General features: G+C 54.7%; 20 protein-coding genes. 10 read left to right on the top strand and 10 right to left on the bottom strand.

From position 1 onward, the window contains the following. Positions 1–104: 104 nt before the first annotated feature. Entirely contained in the window at positions 105–1130 is a 1026-nt protein-coding gene (locus ACGLWX_RS13620) for a TRAP transporter substrate-binding protein (RefSeq protein WP_396240434.1), read from the bottom strand. Between the two features lie 495 nt (positions 1131–1625). Here ACGLWX_RS13620 and ACGLWX_RS13615 point away from each other — a divergent pair, with 495 nt between their 5' ends. From ACGLWX_RS13615 to ACGLWX_RS13590, 6 genes are all read left to right on the top strand, one after another. Beyond that, the gene (locus ACGLWX_RS13615; protein ID WP_396240432.1) at positions 1626–2795 is read left to right on the top strand and encodes an exo-alpha-sialidase; all 1170 of its coding nucleotides are present in this window, start codon (positions 1626–1628) and stop codon (positions 2793–2795) included. Next, positions 2792–3745, top strand: a complete 954-nt coding sequence (gene pdxA / locus ACGLWX_RS13610) for a 4-hydroxythreonine-4-phosphate dehydrogenase PdxA (RefSeq protein ID WP_396240430.1) — start codon at positions 2792–2794, stop codon at positions 3743–3745. Before ACGLWX_RS13615 ends, pdxA begins: the two co-directional genes overlap by 4 nt. After that, positions 3742–4662, top strand: a complete 921-nt coding sequence (locus ACGLWX_RS13605; RefSeq protein ID WP_396240428.1) for a dihydrodipicolinate synthase family protein — start codon at positions 3742–3744, stop codon at positions 4660–4662. Before pdxA ends, ACGLWX_RS13605 begins: the two co-directional genes overlap by 4 nt. Next, positions 4659–5783, top strand: a complete 1125-nt coding sequence (locus tag ACGLWX_RS13600) for an iron-containing alcohol dehydrogenase (protein WP_396240426.1) — start codon at positions 4659–4661, stop codon at positions 5781–5783. The genes ACGLWX_RS13605 and ACGLWX_RS13600 overlap by 4 nt, the downstream gene beginning before the upstream one ends. A gap of 117 nt (positions 5784–5900) precedes the next feature. Next, complete coding sequence (locus ACGLWX_RS13595; protein WP_396240424.1) at positions 5901–6950, top strand: four-carbon acid sugar kinase family protein; 1050 nt, start codon at positions 5901–5903, stop codon at positions 6948–6950. A gap of 11 nt (positions 6951–6961) precedes the next feature. Continuing rightward, a complete protein-coding gene (locus tag ACGLWX_RS13590; RefSeq protein ID WP_396240422.1) occupies positions 6962–7705 on the top strand; it encodes a FadR/GntR family transcriptional regulator in 744 nt (247 codons plus the stop codon). 263 nt (positions 7706–7968) lie between these two features. Here ACGLWX_RS13590 and ACGLWX_RS13585 read toward each other — a convergent pair whose 3' ends face one another. From ACGLWX_RS13585 to ACGLWX_RS13560, 6 genes are all read right to left on the bottom strand, one after another. After that, positions 7969–8301: a hypothetical protein gene (locus ACGLWX_RS13585; RefSeq protein ID WP_396240420.1), complete on the bottom strand. Its 333-nt coding sequence runs from the start codon at positions 8299–8301 to the stop codon at positions 7969–7971. 261 nt (positions 8302–8562) lie between these two features. Continuing rightward, on the bottom strand, positions 8563–9180 hold the full coding sequence (locus tag ACGLWX_RS13580) for a LysE family translocator (protein ID WP_396240418.1): 618 nt from the start codon (positions 9178–9180) through the stop codon (positions 8563–8565). Positions 9181–9262: 82 nt separating this feature from the next. Beyond that, complete coding sequence (locus tag ACGLWX_RS13575) at positions 9263–9622, bottom strand: hypothetical protein (protein WP_396240416.1); 360 nt, start codon at positions 9620–9622, stop codon at positions 9263–9265. 215 nt (positions 9623–9837) lie between these two features. Next, on the bottom strand, positions 9838–10557 hold the full coding sequence (locus ACGLWX_RS13570; protein WP_396240414.1) for an HNH endonuclease: 720 nt from the start codon (positions 10555–10557) through the stop codon (positions 9838–9840). A gap of 105 nt (positions 10558–10662) precedes the next feature. Further along, the gene (locus ACGLWX_RS13565; protein WP_396240412.1) at positions 10663–11319 is read right to left on the bottom strand and encodes a hypothetical protein; all 657 of its coding nucleotides are present in this window, start codon (positions 11317–11319) and stop codon (positions 10663–10665) included. Between the two features lie 344 nt (positions 11320–11663). Further along, a complete protein-coding gene (locus tag ACGLWX_RS13560) occupies positions 11664–11966 on the bottom strand; it encodes an antibiotic biosynthesis monooxygenase family protein (protein ID WP_396240410.1) in 303 nt (100 codons plus the stop codon). Between the two features lie 78 nt (positions 11967–12044). Here ACGLWX_RS13560 and ACGLWX_RS13555 point away from each other — a divergent pair, with 78 nt between their 5' ends. The 4 genes from ACGLWX_RS13555 to ACGLWX_RS13540 all read left to right on the top strand — a co-directional run bounded on the left by ACGLWX_RS13555 (position 12045) and on the right by ACGLWX_RS13540 (position 15864). Then, positions 12045–13652: a deoxyribodipyrimidine photo-lyase/cryptochrome family protein gene (locus ACGLWX_RS13555; RefSeq protein ID WP_396240408.1), complete on the top strand. Its 1608-nt coding sequence runs from the start codon at positions 12045–12047 to the stop codon at positions 13650–13652. Positions 13653–13726: 74 nt separating this feature from the next. After that, positions 13727–14173: an Rrf2 family transcriptional regulator gene (locus tag ACGLWX_RS13550; protein WP_396240406.1), complete on the top strand. Its 447-nt coding sequence runs from the start codon at positions 13727–13729 to the stop codon at positions 14171–14173. A gap of 123 nt (positions 14174–14296) precedes the next feature. Beyond that, on the top strand, positions 14297–15469 hold the full coding sequence (gene hmpA / locus ACGLWX_RS13545; protein WP_396240404.1) for an NO-inducible flavohemoprotein: 1173 nt from the start codon (positions 14297–14299) through the stop codon (positions 15467–15469). 41 nt (positions 15470–15510) lie between these two features. Next, positions 15511–15864: a DUF488 domain-containing protein gene (locus ACGLWX_RS13540; RefSeq protein WP_396240402.1), complete on the top strand. Its 354-nt coding sequence runs from the start codon at positions 15511–15513 to the stop codon at positions 15862–15864. Positions 15865–15871: 7 nt separating this feature from the next. On the opposite strand, the gene ACGLWX_RS13535 is transcribed toward ACGLWX_RS13540, so the two are convergent. The 3 genes from ACGLWX_RS13535 to ACGLWX_RS13525 form a co-directional block, all read right to left on the bottom strand. Continuing rightward, entirely contained in the window at positions 15872–16192 is a 321-nt protein-coding gene (locus ACGLWX_RS13535; RefSeq protein WP_396240400.1) for a carboxymuconolactone decarboxylase family protein, read from the bottom strand. An 85-nt stretch (positions 16193–16277) separates the two neighbouring features. Next, positions 16278–18167, bottom strand: a complete 1890-nt coding sequence (locus tag ACGLWX_RS13530) for a diguanylate cyclase domain-containing protein (protein ID WP_396240398.1) — start codon at positions 18165–18167, stop codon at positions 16278–16280. 128 nt (positions 18168–18295) lie between these two features. Further along, complete coding sequence (locus ACGLWX_RS13525; RefSeq protein ID WP_396240396.1) at positions 18296–19558, bottom strand: cation:proton antiporter; 1263 nt, start codon at positions 19556–19558, stop codon at positions 18296–18298. Positions 19559–19561: the final 3 nt, after the last annotated feature.

Here is a 19561-nt window from a genome sequence, read left to right as displayed (position 1 = left end):
CCAAGGATACCGATTTTAGGAGTGTAGAATTAATTTTTTCAGGCCACATATCATAACCCCAAAGAGTTACTGCCCTAAAATCTTAGGGCAGTAAAAGCTCACTATCAGTTAAAGGTTTCGTCAACGACATCTTGCACATCATATTTTTCAGCCAACTCATTTAGCTGAACACGAGATCTTTCAATAAAACCCTCTCGATCCAGGTCAGTGAAACTTACACCGAAGTCATCTTCCAGTATTGCAATATCTTCTTCAGTTTTTTCGAATGCTCGATTGATGTACTCAGGCTGAACAACATCGCGCGCTCTTTCGATTGCCTCTTTATGCTCATCAGACAGTGCGTCGTATCGTTCATTATTCATAACGACAAAACCTAGATCCAAACGGTGCTGTGTTCTGGCGATGTATTTTGCTACTTCACCAAACCGCTGTTCAATCATTGCATCCAGGCTATTTTGCGATCCGTCTGCCACGCCAGTCTGCAGCGCAGAATATACTTCGTTAAAGGCAATGCTAGTGGGGTCAGCGCCCAGATTTCGCCACCACTCAAGCTCGGTTGAGCCTGTGCCACTGCGCATTGTTTGACCTTCAAGGTCTTCAACGGAATTAATGGGGAAGGTGCTAATGATGTTTCTTTCCAGCCCTCCCTCATACATAACGGTTTTCAAGCCAGGATTTTCTATCAGCAAATCTTCAAAATATGAAAGCTTACCTTCTGTATTAACAACAGACTCAAAATGCTCTCTATCTTTAAATAGGTAGTAGGCACCCAGCACTTCAAACACAGGATTTTGTTCAGCGAACCAGCCTGTATCTGAATAGATCATATCAATATCACCAGAGATGACTGACTGATATAAACTAGAAGCGTTACCAAGAGTGCCGTCAGTGTGAACGGTGACCTCAATCTCTCCATTACTCTGACTTTCAATCTCTTCACCAAATGCTGTAAGCGCTTGCGCTAGCAATGAGTTCTTGGATGTAATCGTCGCGGCTACCAACTTTACCGGTTCATCGCTTGCGGAAGCTTGCTCAGAAGTTTCATCCGAGCAACCACTAATGATGGTAAACAAAGCGCCTGACAACAATAAAGCTGTTGCCTTGTGCAACCCGGTCTTTTCTAAAATCATTGTTTGTTCTCCTTTGACACAAACCAAGCGATGAACCCGCTCCAGCAGGATTGTATTAGTGGTCCACAGCAGTGGGCTTCAGAGCGACTTCGTAAAGACGCCGCATACAATATCGAATGCGCAGAGATCCAACCAAAATGAGGCAGTCGCATACAACAGCTATAGAAATTGAGAGCACTGACTCAGTGACCTGCAATTTCTCGACACTGTTGCTCCTGTTCACGCCTGTTGCCCTCAATGTTCCCTCTCTACGGTCAGCATCGCCACACAATGGCTTTAGCCAACAATGTTGTCAATTAAGTAAATTTTAAAAACACTATTTTTCAAAATAACAATAAATAACCTATTGATATAAATGAATTTAAATATCAATTAGCCCTTTAGTCTATATGCCTAAACAAACCATATAACTTGACAACATCTTTTCCAATGATGATGCTCACCGTCACAAAGGCAACGATAAAACACCCATGCCGTTTAGGAGTGAGTACAAAAATGACACCGGATGAAATCGCAGCGAAAATGAGCGGGGCATGCGTCTCGCGCCTTGGCGGTATCGAAGCTATCTTGCCGTCAGCAGCTGTACAGAATCATGCCGCCTTCCTTTCCGCCCTGCCCGGTGGAGCCCTGCTTTGTGCGTGGTTCGGAGGAACACTCGAAGGTAAGTCGGATATATCAATACATGCGTCAGTGCTGTTGCCTAATGCCGATACTTGGGGGCCCGCGCAACGCCTTACAGACGATGCTGCCCGTTCTGAACAAAACCCCATCATCTTCTTATCGCCCGAAGGCGACATCATTCTCTTCAACACGGCTCAACCTTCAGGCAATCAGGATGAAGCCCGAGTGATCATGCGCAGTCTTGAGGTAGAGGGCACGCATGTCACCAGTGGTCCCAGCCGTGATCTGGGTTTGCCGAATGGAACCTTTATCCGCGCGCCCCTCAGCGTCAGGACGAATGGCGATTGGTTGCTGCCACTATTTCGCTGCAATCCTCGTCCAGGCCAGCGCTGGAATGGCAGCTACGACACGGCTGCGGTAGCGATCTCGAAAGACCAAGGCGAAACGTGGGTAATTACAGACGTGCCGGATTCGCCAGGCGCTGTTCACATGTCAACGGTGACGCTCGATAACGATACGTTGGTAGCCTTTTATCGCCGCCGCCAAGCAGATTTCGTGCACCGCTCTGAGAGTCTCGATGGCGGTCAAACCTGGACCCCCCCCACGCCCACCAACGTACCTAACAACAACTCTTCCATTGGTGTGACGCGACTCGACGATGGGCGAATCGCTATGGTCTGCAATCCAGTTTCAGCCGCAATGTCTCAGGACCGCCGCGAGTCTCTCTATGACGAACTCGGTGAAGAGGATGATCGGCCAAATGCGTCCGGCGGCTGTCAGCCCATATGGGGTGTTCCACGTGCCCCCCTGGCGCTATGCCTTTCCGAAGACGGCGGACGCACCTTCTCCCAGCAAGTCGTGATTGAAGAGTCCTCGGGCACATGCCTTTCCAACAACTCGGTGGACGGCCAAAACAAGGAGCTGTCTTACCCTGTCATTTTGCAGCGAAACAACGGGCAGGTAGAAATTGCCTACACCTTATATCGCCGAGCTATCAAGCATGTTCGGCTAAACCTTGATTGGATCAACGGAGCAGCCGTGTGAGCGATGTTATTGGTATTACGATGGGCGATCCCGCTGGAGTCGGCCCCGAAATAACCATCAAGGCGCTGGCCGAGATGACGCCCGAAGAGCGATCGAAAACGCGCGTTTTTGGCAACTTGGCGACGTTAGAGGCAGCCCAAAAGGCAGTGGGTACGTCCCTTGATCTTTTAGGCCTGGTCGAGGATGTAGACATTCCGGGGGCGCCACTGCCCTGGGGCCAACTTAGCCACGCGGCTGGGGACGCCGCTTTTCGCTTTATTGAGACGGCGGTTCGGGCGGCTCAAGACGGCTCAATTGGTTGTATTGTCACCGCGCCGATTAACAAGGAGTCGCTGAACGCAGCCGGCCATCACTATGATGGTCATACAGGCATGTTACGCACTTTAACGGGATCGGATGCTGCCTACATGCTGCTGGCATCCGAGCGGTTGGAAGTGATCCACGTATCGACCCATGTCTCATTAAAAGATGCTATCGAGCACGTCACTCCCGAGCAGGTGCTCGTAACGATTCGCGCCGGCTACGAGCATATGCGCCGTGTAGGTGTTGAGTCTCCCCGCATAGCCGTCGCAGGACTTAACCCTCACTGTGGCGAAAACGGCTTATTCGGCAATGAAGATATCGAGAAGATCAAGCCAGCGGTTGCCATGGCGCGAGAAGAAGGCATGAACGTTGAAGGGCCCATTTCAGCTGACACGGTCTATTATCGCGCCTACCAGGGTGAATTCGACTTGGTGATCGCCCAATACCACGATCAGGGCCATATTCCGATCAAGCTAATCGCCTTCGACTCGACGGTGAATGTATCAGTGGGGCTGCCGATTGATCGCACGTCAGTCGATCACGGCACGGCTTTCGATATCGCCGGCACTGGTAAGGCCAACCATACCAACATGAAAGCTGCCATCGCCTATGCGCGCAAACTGGTAGCAGGCAGGTACCCATCATGACCACCAACGATTTCGGCGGCGTGTACTGTGCTGCCGCCACCCCCTTTTCCCAGGATGGAAGCCCTGATCACACCGCCTTTGCACAGCATTGCCATGCGTTGATCGAAGAAGGCTGCGACGGTATCGCCCTGCTCGGTACAACCGGCGAAGCAAACTCCCTGGGCTTGCAAGAACGCAAAGAGCTTCTGGATCGGGTGATTGAAGCGGGTATCGCGCCATCGAAGCTACTGCCAGGAACAGCACAAACCAGCGTAGCGGACACCGTAGCGCTGACGCGTCACGCCGTCGACGCTGGCGTAAAAGCGGTCGTGCTGCTGCCCCCCTTTTATTACAAGGGCGTCAGTGACGAAGGGCTCTTTCGCGCCTATGCCGACATTATCGACCGGGTCGCCGACGACCGGTTGCGAGTGATCCTCTATCACATTCCGCAGATCTCCGGGGTCGCGATTTCGCAGGCGCTCATTACTCGCTTACAAGCTGCCTACCCAGGCATTGTGATCGGCATCAAAGACAGCTCCGGTGATATTGACAACATGCGTCGCACCATCGCCGAGTGTCCAGACTGCGCGGTGATGGCCGGGGCAGACCCGCTGATGCTGCCGCTGCTGAAATCGGGAGGTGCTGGTTGCATTACGGCCAGCTCTAATTTGGTGGCGGCGGATTTACGCATCGTTTTCGACGGATGGAATGATCCCGCTCAGCAGGCGAAAGTCGAATCGGCACAAGCGCGCATCAATGCCTGGCGCGAACTGACCAACGCCTACGTTCAGCTACCCACCGTCAAGACGATGCTAGCCCGTCGCCGGGGTCTGGATAGCTGGACACGCGTCCGCCCGCCGTTCGTGGAGCTTTCTGATGAGGAGCGCGAGATAGTCGTGGCCCGAATGGAACACCTTGAGCATGAGGACAAAGAATGAGCGCAATCGACAAACCGATCACTATTCATCAGCCCAAGCGGCTAGAGGTGGGAGCCGGAGCCTCTGCTCGTTTAGGTTCATGGGCAGCCGGGGTCGAGCGATCGCTCGTCATCGCCGACCAGCACACGGCAAGTTATACCGAGGCCCTGGAGCTACCGGGTAACGTCACCGTATTCGCTGACGTTACGCCAGAGCCCGACACCAGCGTACTTGAACGAGCACTGGCATTCGCGCGTGACTGCCAGCCGGGACTCGTGGTGGGCCTTGGCGGCGGCTCGGTGATGGATATCGCCAAACTGGTTGCCGCACTATGGGACGGTGAACAAGCGCTCAAGGATGTCGCAGGCCCGAATCGCGTGCAGGGGCGCCGCACTCTCCTTGCCCAGGTGGCCACAACTGCCGGTACCGGGTCCGAGGCGGGTATTCGCGCCCTGGTTACCGATCCGGAGTCGAAGTCGAAAATCGCCGTTGAAAGCCCCTATTTGCTGGCCGATTTCGCCGTACTCGACCCCGTGCTTACGTACTCGGTACCGCCTGCGGTCACTGCGGCAAACGGAATTGACGCCATGGCGCATTGTGTCGAAGCGTTTACTAACATTAACGCGCACGACCTGATCGACGGCTATGCGCGAATGGGAATGACCTTGATCGGCAGATACCTGCCCCGTGCGGTTGCCGATGGTCAGGATACTGAAGCACGCGCCGGGATGATGCTCGCCTCGTATTACGGCGGGATCTGCCTGGGGCCGGTCAATACCGCCGCGGGCCATGCCCTCGCCTATCCATTGGGAACACGCCTGAGCCTTCCCCATGGCCTATCCAATGCGATCATTTTCCCACACGTGCTTGCGTTCAATGAGTCAGTGCGCCCAGAAAAAACGCGCGAAATCGCCGATGCGCTGGGGCTACACTTCGACGGCTCCACTGGATCGCTATTAGACTCCGCTTATGCGTTTTGTCGTGATCTCGGTGTGGAAATGCAGCTTGCCAAGCACGGGGCTCAAGAACAAGATCTGTCGACCTGGGCCGAAGAAGCACACGGTATCCGCCGCTTGATGGACAATAATCCACGCGACATGACCGTGGACGATGTGCTTTCGATATACCGAGCCGCGCTCTAAACCACGCACCTTAATCACCGCTTGGCATAAGTTAAATCGCTTTGAATAGCCCACTCTATCGCCAGGCCTGCCCGTGATGGGTAATAACGGTTCAGCGAACTAAAAAAGAGATTCCCCATGGCGCCCAAGACACAAGCGTTGAGACTCATCATCATTGCTGACGACCTCACCGGCGCACTCGACTCTAGCGCAGCCTTTGCACGGTATGGGTTTCGCACCCATGCCGTAACCTCTCCAGAGGCCATCGCGCGCGTATTGGCCGAACAACGCCCCGAGGTACTGGCCGTCTCGACACACACACGTGACGTTTCTCCAGAGGATGCGAAAGAACGAGTGGCTCAAGTGATGCGGGCGCTGCCTGGCGGCACACTCATTTTCAAGAAGGTGGACTCCCGGCTCAAGGGGCCGATCGCCACTGAGCTGGACGCAATCCCTTACCGTAAGATCGTCGCCATGCCGGCGATTCCGTCATTCAATCGGATCGTGATCAATGGCTGCGTCAGCGGCTTTGGAGTGGACGCGCCGATCTCGGTTAGCGACGCGCTCGGCCACCACGCCAACAGCGCCTGTATACCCGATACACGCCATGACGAAGAAATGGATCAGTGGATCGGCGACCATGCCACCGACACCCTTTTTTTGGGTGCGCGCTCGCTCACAGAGCGCTTGGCCATGCACATGGCCGGCCACGCAAGCCCGCAAGACCTGCCGTTGTCGTTCCCGCCAGCGCTGTGTATCACCGCAGGGTCAAGGGATCCCATTACCTTGGCGCAAATTAACGCGTTACTCTCAGCGAAACGCGATGCCGTCCATATACCGGCACCCAACGGCTGCCTGGATACAGCACCACAGCAAAATGCCCGCATAACCGTGTTACAGGCCACTCCCGGCGCTGAATCATTACCGTCTGAAACGGTTGCAACGAATCTCGCTGCGTCGCTCAAAAAGCTTACTTTCGAGCATGACGTTACCTGGTTTCTCACTGGTGGCGCGACGGCTGAAGCTGTGCTACTGAGTAACGATATAGTGGAAATGCAGATACTTGGAGAAATCCTGCCCGGCCTTCCCGTTTGCCGCACCGAGAATACGGTATTTATCACCAAGTCGGGGGGCTTTGGTGCGGATGATACACTGATAAGAGTCGCCGAAATGATTTGTAAAACTTAACGGAAAACCGCATGAGTGAACAACGTGGCTCCACATCGGGGCGCCGAAGCTTAGGCGAGATGATCTATGAACAGCTGCAGCGGGCGATCAAGTCAGGCTCCTATCAAGCTGACGAACGCTTACCGACCGAGCACGAACTCGCTGCTGAATTTCAGGTATCTCGCCCTATTGTGCGTGACGCGCTGCAGAAGCTGCGCGAGCAAGGACTAATCTATTCACGACGAGGCGCTGGCAGCTTCGTTCGCAGCGTCGGCCTGCGCCAACCACTGGGGTTTGGTCAGATTGAAAATATCGCTGATTTAGAAGATTGCTATGATTTTCGCTTGAGTGTCGAGCCGGAAGCCGCCGCTAGAGCCGCAGAGCGGCACAACGAGGACGACATTAAACGCATTCAATCGGCCTTGAAAGTTCTGCGCGATGCAACCAACCGTCGCAGACACCATGAGGACGCTGACTTTCAGTTTCATTTAGCCATATCTCAAGCGTCAGGAAATCATTATTACGCAACCGCAATGGAAGCACTGGAAGACCACATTGCCGTCGGCATGCAATTTCACGGACTTTCACTCAAGGCAACCCCCGATGGCCTTCAGCATGTGTTTGAGGAGCATAAAGCTATCGTTGAGGCGATCGAGCAACGCCAGCCCAGTGTTGCGCGTGATCTTATGCGCGAGCACTTGACGGGCTCGCGTGACCGATTGTTCGAAGGGAAGCGGCGCGCCTCGACTTCCAGCTCCACATCGAAAGCAGAGTAATGGATATATCCTTGCCCAGGATAAGGTTCCAGTACTAGCGGGTTTGAGGCGTTGCTGACTCGACTGGCTAAACTCCATCGCCGACAACCTTAGAATGCTTGAGCACCGATGGGGAAAAGCGTGGTTCCTTGATGCTGTCGCGGCGCAGGCGTTCATAGTCTTTGGACACTGATACGGCGGCAAAATACCCTTTATTCCCTGCCAAAACGATATCAGCTAGAGCGAAGCTCAAGGCGGCGTGATCATCACGCCGCGACCGTGCTTTAATCCAGATCCCCCAGCGTGACCACAATATCGCGCTGCGAGACATCCACATCCCAGAAGGTGTAGCTGTCCTTGTCTTCATCCACCAGGCGAATATCGAATATGGGGCTGTCGTAGTTGGTTAGCGTTACGCGCTGGGTCTCACCGCTTCTAAATACACTACTGCCCAACACGTCTTCCTCCCAGGTTTCGGCTTTCGCCGGGCTGACGTACATGTACAAAATGGTGTAGCCCGTGTTGTTGGTGATATCGACGTAGTAATCCGACGCGCTTGCAAAGGATGAGCACCCCAGCAGCAGAAGCCCCACGAGCAAGCTTTTAACTAATTTCAAAACCGGTTCCTCTTTCTTTCAATGATTCACACCCAAACGACCCGCGACTGGATGACTCGCGCCACGAGCAGCCCCATGGCCGGGTTAATATACCCCGCCCACTGCACCAAGGGTACCCGGCCAGGTTGGTTGAATGCATCGCCTCGGAATTCGTAGGCACTTCCAGGCTTTACACTAAAGGCGTTCAGGAGACGCCATTAATCGCTCTCGTTACAAAAAGGCAGGTAGTGTTGGCTATCGCCCTGTCGATGCTTGTTAAGCTCAGTTTTTTGCAAACAGCAGTAAACCACCCGCGCCAATCAAACTGCCACCAAAGATCTTACCCAAATTAAGCGGCAACTTTCCTGAAACGCCAAGGGAGGCTTGGCGTGCCAGTATCGAGCAGACACATAAGCAGGAAAATGATAACGCCATAAACGTTCCCAACAATATTGAAAACTGAAAAAGCACGCGTTGGCCCGGCTCGATAAATTGAGGAAAGAGCGCCGTTGTAAACGCGATAGCTTTTGGGTTTGAAAGCGACACCGCGATACCTTGCAGATACAAGAGCCCACCACGCTTATTTGAATCAGCCTCTTCGACCTTAATGGGCGAGACGCCATTGCGCCAAATTTTGATGCCAAGGTAGGCGAGGTAGAGCGCTCCCGCTATCTTAACCGCCAGAAAAGCGCTCGAGGAATACAAAATTAGCGCGCTCAAGCCCGTAACGGAGATGCTCGATAGAATCGCCAAGCCTGTAATATTACCGAGGATCGTTTTTAACGATTGAAGAACTCCGTACTTCAAGCTATGCGTGGCGACCAGAAGCATTGCCGGCCCAGGCACGATAGTCGCTATGGATGCAATGGCAGTAAATGCCAACCAGGCTTCGATGTTCATTGGTTTCTCTATATGGTCTAACGTCCATAGCAGCGGCGCGCGTTAGCACGTCCAGCCCGAAAGGCGATACTGCCTTTGTATGTTATGAGTTTTTCCACTGTTCTATACGTTCTCTTGAAATTTTTACCGCCTGATCACTAAAAAGATCAGTGTGACGAAGCATGACATTTTCAAATGCATAATCTTCAAGACCCATTTCAACTAGAGCGATATAACCTTGTGTTTCTGTAGGTCGATTTACGGCTCTTTCTACCGCACCAATAATTCCATGGCGGGTTATCATTTGCCATGTACGACCGGCACGAGTTTTCCTTCCATTCCTCGCACTCAATACCTCTTCGTATGCGTAAACAGCTTCGAGGGCTTTACGCTCAGCATCAGATTTTGCTCCGTAAGCTTCAGCTCGGAGCTGAACAGCTCGTTCTTTGGCCTCTTTCGCCAAATCTTCATGGCCACGCTCAATGCAGTTCTAGGCGAATATTTCGCACTTCTCTGGTGTATCAATTTTTTTAATTCTATCGTTCATTTCTATACTCGATATTGAATGACTCACAACGCCCGCTTAAGTGATCAACAACACTGGCCACGAAACTCAATCATTACACCGAAAACGCTAAATAAAAACTGCCAAACGTCACGAATCGATATAAAGCGTTTTTATTTATTTCTGTATACATTAAACCTATGATATTTAAGAAATCTCTCGTGCTCAGGTTTCAAGTTAATAAATAAATCAGGATATATTCCAATTAAGTTACAGCCTTTAAACTCTGAAGATATCATAATACAACCTTCTGAATCAAAACTAATAAGCCCTGAATCAAATGCTTTATCTAAGTGTGCAACCAAAAGAAATCCATTATAAGGATTTAATCTATTAGCTTCAGAGACCCTCCATGGAATAATGTGACTCGCTACAAGTAGTTCTTTAACCTCACAACCAGTAACAGCACATCCACCCCACATATTAATTAGTTTTTGACGAAAAGCACCCTGACCTATCCTAGACTTTATTAAACTTTCTTTCTCGGTAACCTCGATCATTGGGTTTGAAAGAATTTCATCTATATCAGACTCTAAAGATGATTTTTCTTCAACACTATTACTGTAAATGAAATCAACTTGAGCAGCTAAACTTTGAGCATTTGAAGATGGAAACTCTTCGCTAGTCACATAAACGGCATGACCTTTTTCTATAGCCGTGTCAAAATCAAATTTTTTCAGAGTTCTTCCTTGAATAAAGTCTCCCTTCGAGAAAGTATGCTCGAACTCTTCATTATTCAAAACCCTAATAACCCGAACAGCGTTGCTCAACTCGAAAAAGTGATATACAGCTCCATCAAACCTATTTTTTCTTTGATATTGATGTGTTCTCATTGTTTCCTCACATACTTAACGCCGCATTAAGCGAAAAATATTGGGTTAAAATATGTAGCGAAGCGAAACTTAATCCACTGTTCTTTGTTCTGCTTGGATGCCTTGCTATGAATTTCTAGATGAGAGTTTTAACTTATTCAAAAACTGACTAATATCTTGATCAAATAGCAATGCAATTCTGATATCAGTTTGAGCAGTAGAGCCTGAGATATCATCAAAAATCTCTTGTATTAATTCAATGATATTTTCTATGTCATTTTTCCTAAATTTCAAATCTAATTTTTTCTTACCCATTAAAGTATTTAAATCATTGTGAGCTAATAATTTGCTACGCCAACTTTTAATACCTGTCAACTCGTAGAGCTTAAGCAACTCTGAATATTTATCATCTAATTCAGGACATTCACATTGAGCTATAATTCTTGCTAATGACAAGTTTTCATTATTCCTTCCTGTCTGGGCAGGATCCAACAAACAAGCAAGACTAAGGCAGAGCTTTTCAATATATGCCTTTTGTATTCTGCCAAAAATTAAAGAATTGAATTCGTTTAACACATCAATCGATTGTTGATCTGTGAAGAGGTCACTATATACAGTTAAATCTAAGCACAAGTTGGTGAAGTATTCTTTTATGACTTTTAGTTCGTCTTGTTTTACTTTTGATCTATTGAATTCCACTCTATGTGGTAAAATCAGTCCCCTTGCCTTACAAAACTCATCATATGTAGCATAAATTTGGGTTTCAGATTTATTGGTACTCATAGAATACTCCATAATGTATAACAGTGATTATTCGCCCATCCACATAACCTCAATAAACGCGCCGGCGTGTTTATTGAGGTTATGCAGCCCGCTTAAAGACCGTCACCTACTGATCACTCTAGCACCGATCAATTTACAGGCAGCCTATCCCTTCTTCGCGTGCCCACTCGTTTTACTCGATTCAATTATACTTTATTTGCAAATTTATCTTAGATCACGCGTAAATTTGACGGCAACCTTCAGCCACAGGTCGTAGGCCTACGCTCGCCGACTTTTAGGCAGCCCCAACACAACACTGCCGCTCGTAAGCGGCAGCATCGAACACGTGGTTTCAAAGCAATGCCTTAAAGCACCACCTCATACCCCTCAAACTTCGGCGGCCCCAGGTAAATCCCCTCCGGCGACTTGGCATTGGCATGCGCCTTGCGAAACGCGTCGGACTGCGTCCAAGCGCGGAAGGCGTCTTCAGATTCCCAAATGCTGTGGGAGATAAACACGGTGTGGTCCTCCTGCTTCTCGCCCCGGAGCATCTTGAACTCCTTGAAGCCTGGCACTTCATTAAGATGCGAGTCGCGGTTGCGCCATACCTCGAGAAAATCCTCTTCCCGGCCCGGGGCGATACGAAAACGGTTCATGGCGATGTACATGGGCTTGCTCCTTGGGGGATTGTGACCAACGCTTGATGGTAACGCTACGACCCGGGCACGGATAGCCCAAGGAGACCCATGGCGACTGCCGGTATTCACGTGGTGTGGTTCAAGCGCGATCTGCGCGTTCATGACCACGCGCCGCTGACTCTGGCCGCCGAGGCGGGGCCGGTGCTGCCGGTGTTCGCCATCGAGCCTGGCCAGTGGCAGGCGCCGGACAGTGCGCTTCGCCACTGGCAGTTTGCCGCCGACTCGCTGGTCGATTTACAGGCAGCGCTGAGCGAGCGTGGGCTGCCGCTGTGTATTTGGGAAGGCGATGTGTTCACGCTGCTCGCCGCGCTGAAGGCGCACTACGGGGCGCTGACGCTCTACTCCCATGAGGAAACCGGCAACGCCTGGAGCTATGCGCGCGACGTGGCGGTGCTCAAGTGGTGCCGCGCTGAAGGAGTGATGTGGCACGAACACCGCCAGGTGGGCGTGGTGCGCGGGCTTAAAAGCCGCGTCGATCAAAGCGCTTGGGAGGAACAGTGGGAAGCGCTGATGCAGGCCCCGACCTTCAAGGCGCCCGCCAATGCCCGCCCGGCCCCCGGCTGGGAGGCGTTTCATCATCGGCCGGTGGACGAACTGCACACGCTCACGCTGGGTGTCGACACCACCCCCTGCCCCGAGCGCCAGCGCGGCGGGCGTTGCGCCGGGCGCGCGCTCTGGTACGGTTTTCTTACCCAACGCGGCGAGCGCTACCGAGGCTCGATCTCCAAGCCCTTGCGGGCCGAGGTACACGGCTCGAGGCTCTCGCCCCACCTGGCCTGGGGCACGCTTTCGATGCGCGAGGTAGTGCGCTCGCTTCGCCACCAGCGCGAAAAGCACGCCGAGAAAACCCGCTGGGCGCATTCGCTGCGAGCGCTCGCCTCGCGGCTGCACTGGCACTGCCACTTCATTCAAAAGCTCGAAAGCGAGCCGAGCATCGAAGATAAAACCCTGCATCCGGCGCTCAGGGGGCTGCGCGAGCGCGACCCACAGCACCCGCGCCTACTGGCATGGAAGCGCGGCCAAACCGGGGTGCCGCTGGTAGATGCCTGCATGCGCTGCCTGATTCACACCGGCTGGATCAACTTTCGCATGCGCGCGATGCTGATCTCGTTTGCCACCTTTGGCCTCGGCCTTCACTGGCGTGAACCCGGGCTTCACCTGGCGCGACTGTTTACCGATTTCGAGCCCGGTATCCACTACCCGCAGATTCAGATGCAGTCTGGCGCCACCGGCTTCAATACGCTGCGCATCTACAACCCGATCAAGCAGGCCGAGGACAACGACCCGAGCGGTGAATTCGTCGCCCGCTGGGTGCCGGAGTTAACCGTGCTGCCCGTCGAGTGGCGGGCCAAACCCTGGGCGCTGCCGGAAAGCCTGCAAACGCGCTACGCGTTCATTCCCGGCGAGCACTACCCGTTACCTCATGATTTCGAGGCCGAAGCGCAGGTGTGGAAAACGCGCATCTTCGAGATGAGCCATACGCCGGAGGCGAAAGATATTAGCCAAACGCTGATGGCTCGGCTTGCCAGCCACCGACGCCCCAGCGCCAAGCGCGGGCGCGCCAGGCCCGTCGATCATCGCCAGTTGGCACTGTTCGAGCAGGTGCCCGAATCCGCGAACGCAGATGCCTCGCCCGATGACGAAACGTCGCTTTGACCCGAAAAGCGGAAGTGATTAGGCTACGGCCTCCCCTCTTATGCCCCGTGCGGGGCAAGCGCCAGGCACCCACCATGCAGCTAACCCGGTTCACCGATTACTCGATTCGCGTGTTGATCTATCTGGCCGTCAAGGGTGAGGCGCGCGCGACGATCGGTGAAATCGCCGAGGCGTTCGACATCTCGCGCAATCACCTGATGAAGGTAGTTCACGAGCTGGCCCAGAAAGGCTACGTCACCGCGATTCGCGGTAAAAACGGCGGCCTGCTGCTGGCCCAGGACCCGGCCACCATCGGGCTGGGTGCGCTGGTGCGCGACACCGAGCAGGACATGGGGCTGGTCGAGTGCTTTCAACAGGACAACGGCTGTACGATCACCCCGGCGTGCCGGCTTAGGCCTATTCTGGGCGAGGCGCTCGCCGCCTTTCTCGCCGTGCTCGACCGCTACACCCTGGCCGACGTGCTGGACGGCCACGTACCGGAGCTCGCCGGGCTCTTACGCATCCCCGCCACCCACGTTTGAACCCACACTTTCGCTAATGCGCCCTCTTTTGATCTGGATCAAGAGACGGCGGGCGTCTTGCGTTGAGCTTTTTTGGCACGCCTTATAAGATATATTTTAAATACATCTTATAAGGAACACGCCATGTTGAGCCACGAGCAGGAAGCGCTGATCGAAGCCACCGCCCCCGTCGTTGCCGAACATCTCAACGCCATCACCAGCCGGTTCTACCCGTTGATGTTCGAGCGCTACCCCGAGGTCAAGGTGCTCTTCAACGAGGTGCATCAGCAAAACGGCAGCCAGCCACGGGCGCTGGCCGGCGCGGTGCTCGCCTACGTTCAGCTTCGAGGCAACCCGGCGAAGGCGCGGGCCGCACTCGATATCGTGGTCAGCAAGCACGTCTCGCTGAACATTTTGCCCGAGCACTACCCGATCGTCGGCGAGTGCCTGATGGCAGCGATCGGCGAAGTGCTGGGAGACGCGCTGACCCCGGAGATCGCCGATGCCTGGGGCGCGCTCTACGGCGAGCTGGCCGCACTGCTGATCGACCTGGAAGATCAGCGCTACCGCGAGTTCGAAAGCCGCCCCGGCGGCTGGCGCGGCGCGCGGCGCTTCAAAATCGCCCGCACCCACCAGGAGAGTTCGGTCATCCGGTCGTTCGTTTTCGAGCCCGAGGATGGCGGCCCCGTGGCAGCGCATGAGCCCGGCCAGTACATTGGCGTGCGCGTGATGATCGACGGCGAGCCGGTTTATCGCCACTACAGCCTGTCCGACCTGCCCAACGGCCGTAGCTACCGGATCTCCATCAAACGTGAGGAGCAGGGCCGCGTCAGCCGCCACTTCCATGATGTGTTAAAGGTAGGCGACACGCTGGAGCTTTTGCCGCCGGCCGGCGACCTGACGCTCGTCGAAGGAAACGAGCCGCTGCTGCTGGCCAGCGGCGGCGTAGGCCAGACGCCGCTTCTCCCCATCGCCCGCCAGGCGCTGTCAGAGGGCCGCCGGGTGGTGTACCTGCACGCCGCGATCGATCGCGACCACCACGCGTTTAGCGACGACGTCAAAGCGCTCAAGCGCGACTACCCGGAGCAGCTGACGGTGGTCAACGTGCTCGAACACGGTGAAGGGGTTGAGCACATCGGCCGTATCGATCGTGACCTGCTGGCGCGCTACCTGCCGGGGCCCAAAGCGCGCTGCTACTTCGTCGGCCCGCAAGGGTTCATGGCCGCCGTGGACACCGCGCTGGCGGGGCTGGGTATTGATGATAGCCACCGCCACTTCGAGCACTTCGGCCCGGCCAGGCCGTTGGTGGCCGCCTAGGGCGGGCGGGTAACCAGCCTTTATCCATAAAGGGAGGCAACATGGCAAGGATCGCATTGAAACGCGCGTTCGACGCGCCGGCGAAAGAGGATGGCTACCGCGTGCTGGTGGACGGCCTCTGGCCACGCGGCGTCAAAAAGGAGCACGCCCACATCGACGAATGGCAAAAGGAGATCGCCCCCAGCCGTGAATTGCGCGAGGCGTTTCACGACGGCTCGCTCGGTTGGGGGGAGTTTCGAAAGCGCTATCTAAAGGAGCTGACCGAGCATCGGGAAACGCTCAGACCGCTTTCCCAGCGCGCAAAGCGGGAAACGGTGACGCTGGTGTTCGCCTCGAAAGAGACGCGCACCAACAACGCCGTGGTGGTGCGCCAGTACCTGAACATGCTGGGCTAGCGGCGAATCAGTTCGCGTCGGTGATATCGGTGATCCAGGTCAGTGCCGCGACGGCGGCGGGAAAGCCGATGGTAGGCACCGCCAGCATCGCCACCTGCTTGAGTTCCTCGGCGCTGATGCCCTCCTCGAGCCCACGGCGCACGTGGGAGTGCACCGCGCCTTCGGAGCGGTTACCGACGGCCAGCGCCAGCTTGACCAGCCGGCGCTGACGGGCCTCCAAAGGCCCCGCCTGCGAACACGCCTTGCCGAGTGCGGCGTAGGCGCTCCACACCTCGGGGTATTCGCCGGCCACGTCACCGGCGCCGGAGGGCAGTTTTTCTGGTTTCATGGCGCGCATCCTCGAAAGTGGGTATGCGCTCAGTATAGGAGCCCGGCCCATTGATGCCAGCAGGCCGATGCTCGATGTCTCGTGCTTACTGCGTAGGCAGGCCAAGCGCCTCCATGTCAGGTGCGCTGTCACACTGCAGTGGTCGCTTGAGTGTCTTTTGGCGTGGCGACAGCACAACACGGTTACGCCCCTGCTTCTTTGCCTGGTAAAGCGCCTTGTCGGCCGCTTCGGCAAAGGCTGGCATGCGGTCATCGATATGGGCCAGCCCCGTGGCCACACCAATGCTAACCGTTAACTGAATCTCTTCTCTAGCCGTTGCAACGGTCAAATCCGCGATAGCCGTTCGAATCCGTTCAGCCATTGCCTCGGCCTTGGCGATAGAAAGGTCGTCAAAAACGATGGCGAACTCTTCCCCGCCCAGGCGCCCGGCAAACGTAGCGTCGCCCTGGCAGTAGCTTCCAAGCGTTTTACCTACCCGCGCCAGGCACTCGTCGCCGACGTTATGGCCATGGGTATCGTTGATCGCTTTGAAGTGATCGATATCGATCATCACAAACGCCAGCGGAGCGCTCTTTTCGAGGCTGCGCTGAAGCGCTCCAATAAATTTTTCTTCAAAGCCGCGACGATTGTCGAGTTGGGTGAGCGGGTCGGTACTGCTCAACTTCAACAGTTCCCGATTGGCTTTCTCCAGTTGGCGAGTGCGCAGAGCAACCTGCTTTTCAAGCACCTTATTGTTTTGCTCTTGCACCGCTAAAAGTGCATTTTGAGCCTCCAGTCGGGACGCTTTTTCGCGACTGATACGCTCTGCCAAGGCAATCGATAGCAGCAGAAACTCCAGTATAAAACCAAGCAGTTGGGCAGAGCGTATGGAAGTATTCATGGGGATCACTCCCCCCGTCGCTAGAACCAGAAAAAACGTGGAGGTCATCAAACACGTCCACGCTATAAAATAGTAGCCGGCAGAGACATTGCCCCGTTGCCATACGATGAACGCAACGGCCAACGCCACGACACATGAAAGGGCTCCCGCCTCCTCTATGAAGAGCTCATGGACGTGATTAGGAAACAGCAATGCCGCCAGAACGACGCAGAACCAATACAAAATAAGTAGATTGGCAGCACCCAGCAGCCAAGCCCCTTCACGCTTTATATTCAGAAATTGTCGTTCAAAAAGACCGGCCGCTAAAAACGTTAAACCAACTGACAAAAAACCTACTCGTGCATTAAGCCACTTCCACTCGAACCAGAAAAAGTAGGAACCATAGTTGTAAGTACTGCCCACGTAGAGGGTCGCCGCCGCCAGGTAACAGCAATAATAGATATAGGAACTATCGCGGATGAAGACGAACAATGAGGCGCTATAAAGCATCATTACCAGCATGGCTCCGAAAAAAGCCCCCATGCTCAGGTAGTCATAAAGCGCTTCACGGTTGAACGTTTTTAGATCAACCATCCGAAGGGGCAGAATCAAGGGCAGCTGGGTTTCCAGGCGCAAGTAAACGTCGGCCTGGCCCGAAGGCAATGTGATGGGTAAGGCCAGCAGGGGGCTTGCAACGTCTCGACGAGCAGGCTCGACGAAATTGCCTGTGCGAACGGAAGGCGACCACTGACCACTTGTTCGATCGAGCACCCACGCTTCGACCAGGTTGTAGTTCCAGCCAATCAAGAGCAGGCGCTGTAAGGGTGCCGATGTGGTGTTATCCACTCGAAAGCGCACCCAAGCGCCATTAGGCTCACTCCCAAGGTTAAGCGTCGGTTTTTGATTACGGTGCCATGTAGCGGCCCGGGCGGCGTCTGCTGCATCAAAAAAGCGATGCGCGTCGGTATCTACTCGATACTCCAGCTCATCTGTCAGGGTGCCCATCAGGGTTTGGGGATCGAACCCTTTATTGGTCGCATGGATAGAATAAAGACTGACATAGCCAATCAACACGACGGCCAGCGCCAACACAAGCCCGATGAGTAATCGCTGCATTCGCCAGCCCTATCGATAGAAGTTAATTACCTATCGGCGGATCGACGTCTGCCTTGAGGCTTGCAAGGCGCCGGGTATGAGAGTCAGACGTTATAGAGGCTCCTTATCTCGACCCCGGTTGGATGGGTTCACCCGCGGCTGCTCCAGCGGATCACTTTGCCCATGGTCAGCCCCTGCACCACGATCGAGAACACCACCACGCAGTAGGTGAGCGTCAGCACCAGGTTTCTCAGATCGCCTTCGGGTAGCGACAGCGCCATGGCCACCGAGATGCCGCCGCGCAGCCCGCCCCAGGTGAGAATCCGGATCGTCCCCGGCGACTGCTCTCTAACCCGCTTGAGCACGCCCATGATCAAGGAGACGCAGAACCCGCGCGCGCCGACCACGACAGGAATCATCAGTGCGCCGGCCAAAAGCCAGGCGCGCTCGATGGGCAGAATCAAAAGCTCCAGGCCGATCAAAAAGAACAGCACCACATTGAGAATCTCGTCGATCAGCTCCCAGAAGGTATCGACGTTTTCGCGGGTTTTGTCCGACATCGCGAACTGCCGCCCGTGGTTGCCCACGAACAGCCCCGCGATCACGACGGCAATGGGCGCGGACAGGTGCAGCGCATCCGCCAGGGCGTAAAGCCCCATGGCGATGGCCAGGGTCATCAGCACCTCGACTTGGTAATTGTCGACGCGCTTGAGCATCTGGTGGGTGGTATAGCCCACGGCGCACGCCAGTAGCAGCGCCCCGCCGACCTCCTTGAGCAGCAGCAGGCCAACGGCCGCCGCGTCGATGGAAGCGCCTAAGTTCGAGCCGTGCTCCGCCCCGTCGAGCCCAGCGAGCTGCAACAGCACCATGAACACCACCACGCCCAGGCCGTCGTTGAACAGCGACTCTCCGCTGATCTGGCTTTCGAGCTGCTGCGAGACACCAACGGATTTCATGATCGCGACCACCGCGATGGGGTCGGTCGGCGAGATCAGCGCGCCGAACAGCAGCGCATGCATGAAGGGAATACCGAGCCCCATCCAGCCGAGTATCCACCAGGCAAGCGTTCCCACGATGAACGTGGACATCAAGGTGCCCACGACCGCGAGCAGTCCGATCGGCAGCCACTCCCGGCCCAGGTGGTCGAACTTGACGTGAATAGCGGCGGCGAACAGCAAAAACGCGAGCAGCCCGTGCAGTACCACCTGGTCGAAGTCGATGCGCGCCACCAGAGCGGTGGCCTCATCGCGCAGGCCGTCGTTATAAGGGCTAATCAGAATCAGCGCGAGCGAGCCAAGTAGCGCGACCAGCATGACGCCAATCGTCGTCGGCAGCTTGATATAGCGATAGTTGAAGTAGCTCGATACGGCGGCGAGCGTGATCAGCACGCTCACCAGAGAAAACAGGCTCATCGG

This window comes from Halomonas sp. HMF6819 (assembly GCF_044335525.1).
Taxonomy (GTDB): domain Bacteria; phylum Pseudomonadota; class Gammaproteobacteria; order Pseudomonadales; family Halomonadaceae; genus Vreelandella.
This window is presented reverse-complemented; position numbering and strand designations above follow the sequence as displayed.

Coding starts and splice junctions, on each gene's coding strand:
- ACGLWX_RS13595 (WP_396240424.1), top strand. CDS start 5,901: ATGGCGCCCAAGACACAAGCGTTGAGACTCATCATCATTGCTGACGAC.
- ACGLWX_RS13535 (WP_396240400.1), bottom strand. CDS start 16,192: ATGAAACCAGAAAAACTGCCCTCCGGCGCCGGTGACGTGGCCGGCGAA.
- hmpA (WP_396240404.1), top strand. CDS start 14,297: ATGTTGAGCCACGAGCAGGAAGCGCTGATCGAAGCCACCGCCCCCGTC.
- ACGLWX_RS13620 (WP_396240434.1), bottom strand. CDS start 1,130: ATGATTTTAGAAAAGACCGGGTTGCACAAGGCAACAGCTTTATTGTTG.
- ACGLWX_RS13570 (WP_396240414.1), bottom strand. CDS start 10,557: ATGAGAACACATCAATATCAAAGAAAAAATAGGTTTGATGGAGCTGTA.
- ACGLWX_RS13590 (WP_396240422.1), top strand. CDS start 6,962: ATGAGTGAACAACGTGGCTCCACATCGGGGCGCCGAAGCTTAGGCGAG.
- ACGLWX_RS13555 (WP_396240408.1), top strand. CDS start 12,045: ATGGCGACTGCCGGTATTCACGTGGTGTGGTTCAAGCGCGATCTGCGC.
- ACGLWX_RS13550 (WP_396240406.1), top strand. CDS start 13,727: ATGCAGCTAACCCGGTTCACCGATTACTCGATTCGCGTGTTGATCTAT.
- ACGLWX_RS13565 (WP_396240412.1), bottom strand. CDS start 11,319: ATGAGTACCAATAAATCTGAAACCCAAATTTATGCTACATATGATGAG.
- ACGLWX_RS13600 (WP_396240426.1), top strand. CDS start 4,659: ATGAGCGCAATCGACAAACCGATCACTATTCATCAGCCCAAGCGGCTA.
- ACGLWX_RS13615 (WP_396240432.1), top strand. CDS start 1,626: ATGACACCGGATGAAATCGCAGCGAAAATGAGCGGGGCATGCGTCTCG.
- ACGLWX_RS13540 (WP_396240402.1), top strand. CDS start 15,511: ATGGCAAGGATCGCATTGAAACGCGCGTTCGACGCGCCGGCGAAAGAG.
- ACGLWX_RS13605 (WP_396240428.1), top strand. CDS start 3,742: ATGACCACCAACGATTTCGGCGGCGTGTACTGTGCTGCCGCCACCCCC.
- ACGLWX_RS13580 (WP_396240418.1), bottom strand. CDS start 9,180: ATGAACATCGAAGCCTGGTTGGCATTTACTGCCATTGCATCCATAGCG.
- ACGLWX_RS13560 (WP_396240410.1), bottom strand. CDS start 11,966: ATGTACATCGCCATGAACCGTTTTCGTATCGCCCCGGGCCGGGAAGAG.
- ACGLWX_RS13525 (WP_396240396.1), bottom strand. CDS start 19,558: ATGAGCCTGTTTTCTCTGGTGAGCGTGCTGATCACGCTCGCCGCCGTA.
- ACGLWX_RS13530 (WP_396240398.1), bottom strand. CDS start 18,167: ATGCAGCGATTACTCATCGGGCTTGTGTTGGCGCTGGCCGTCGTGTTG.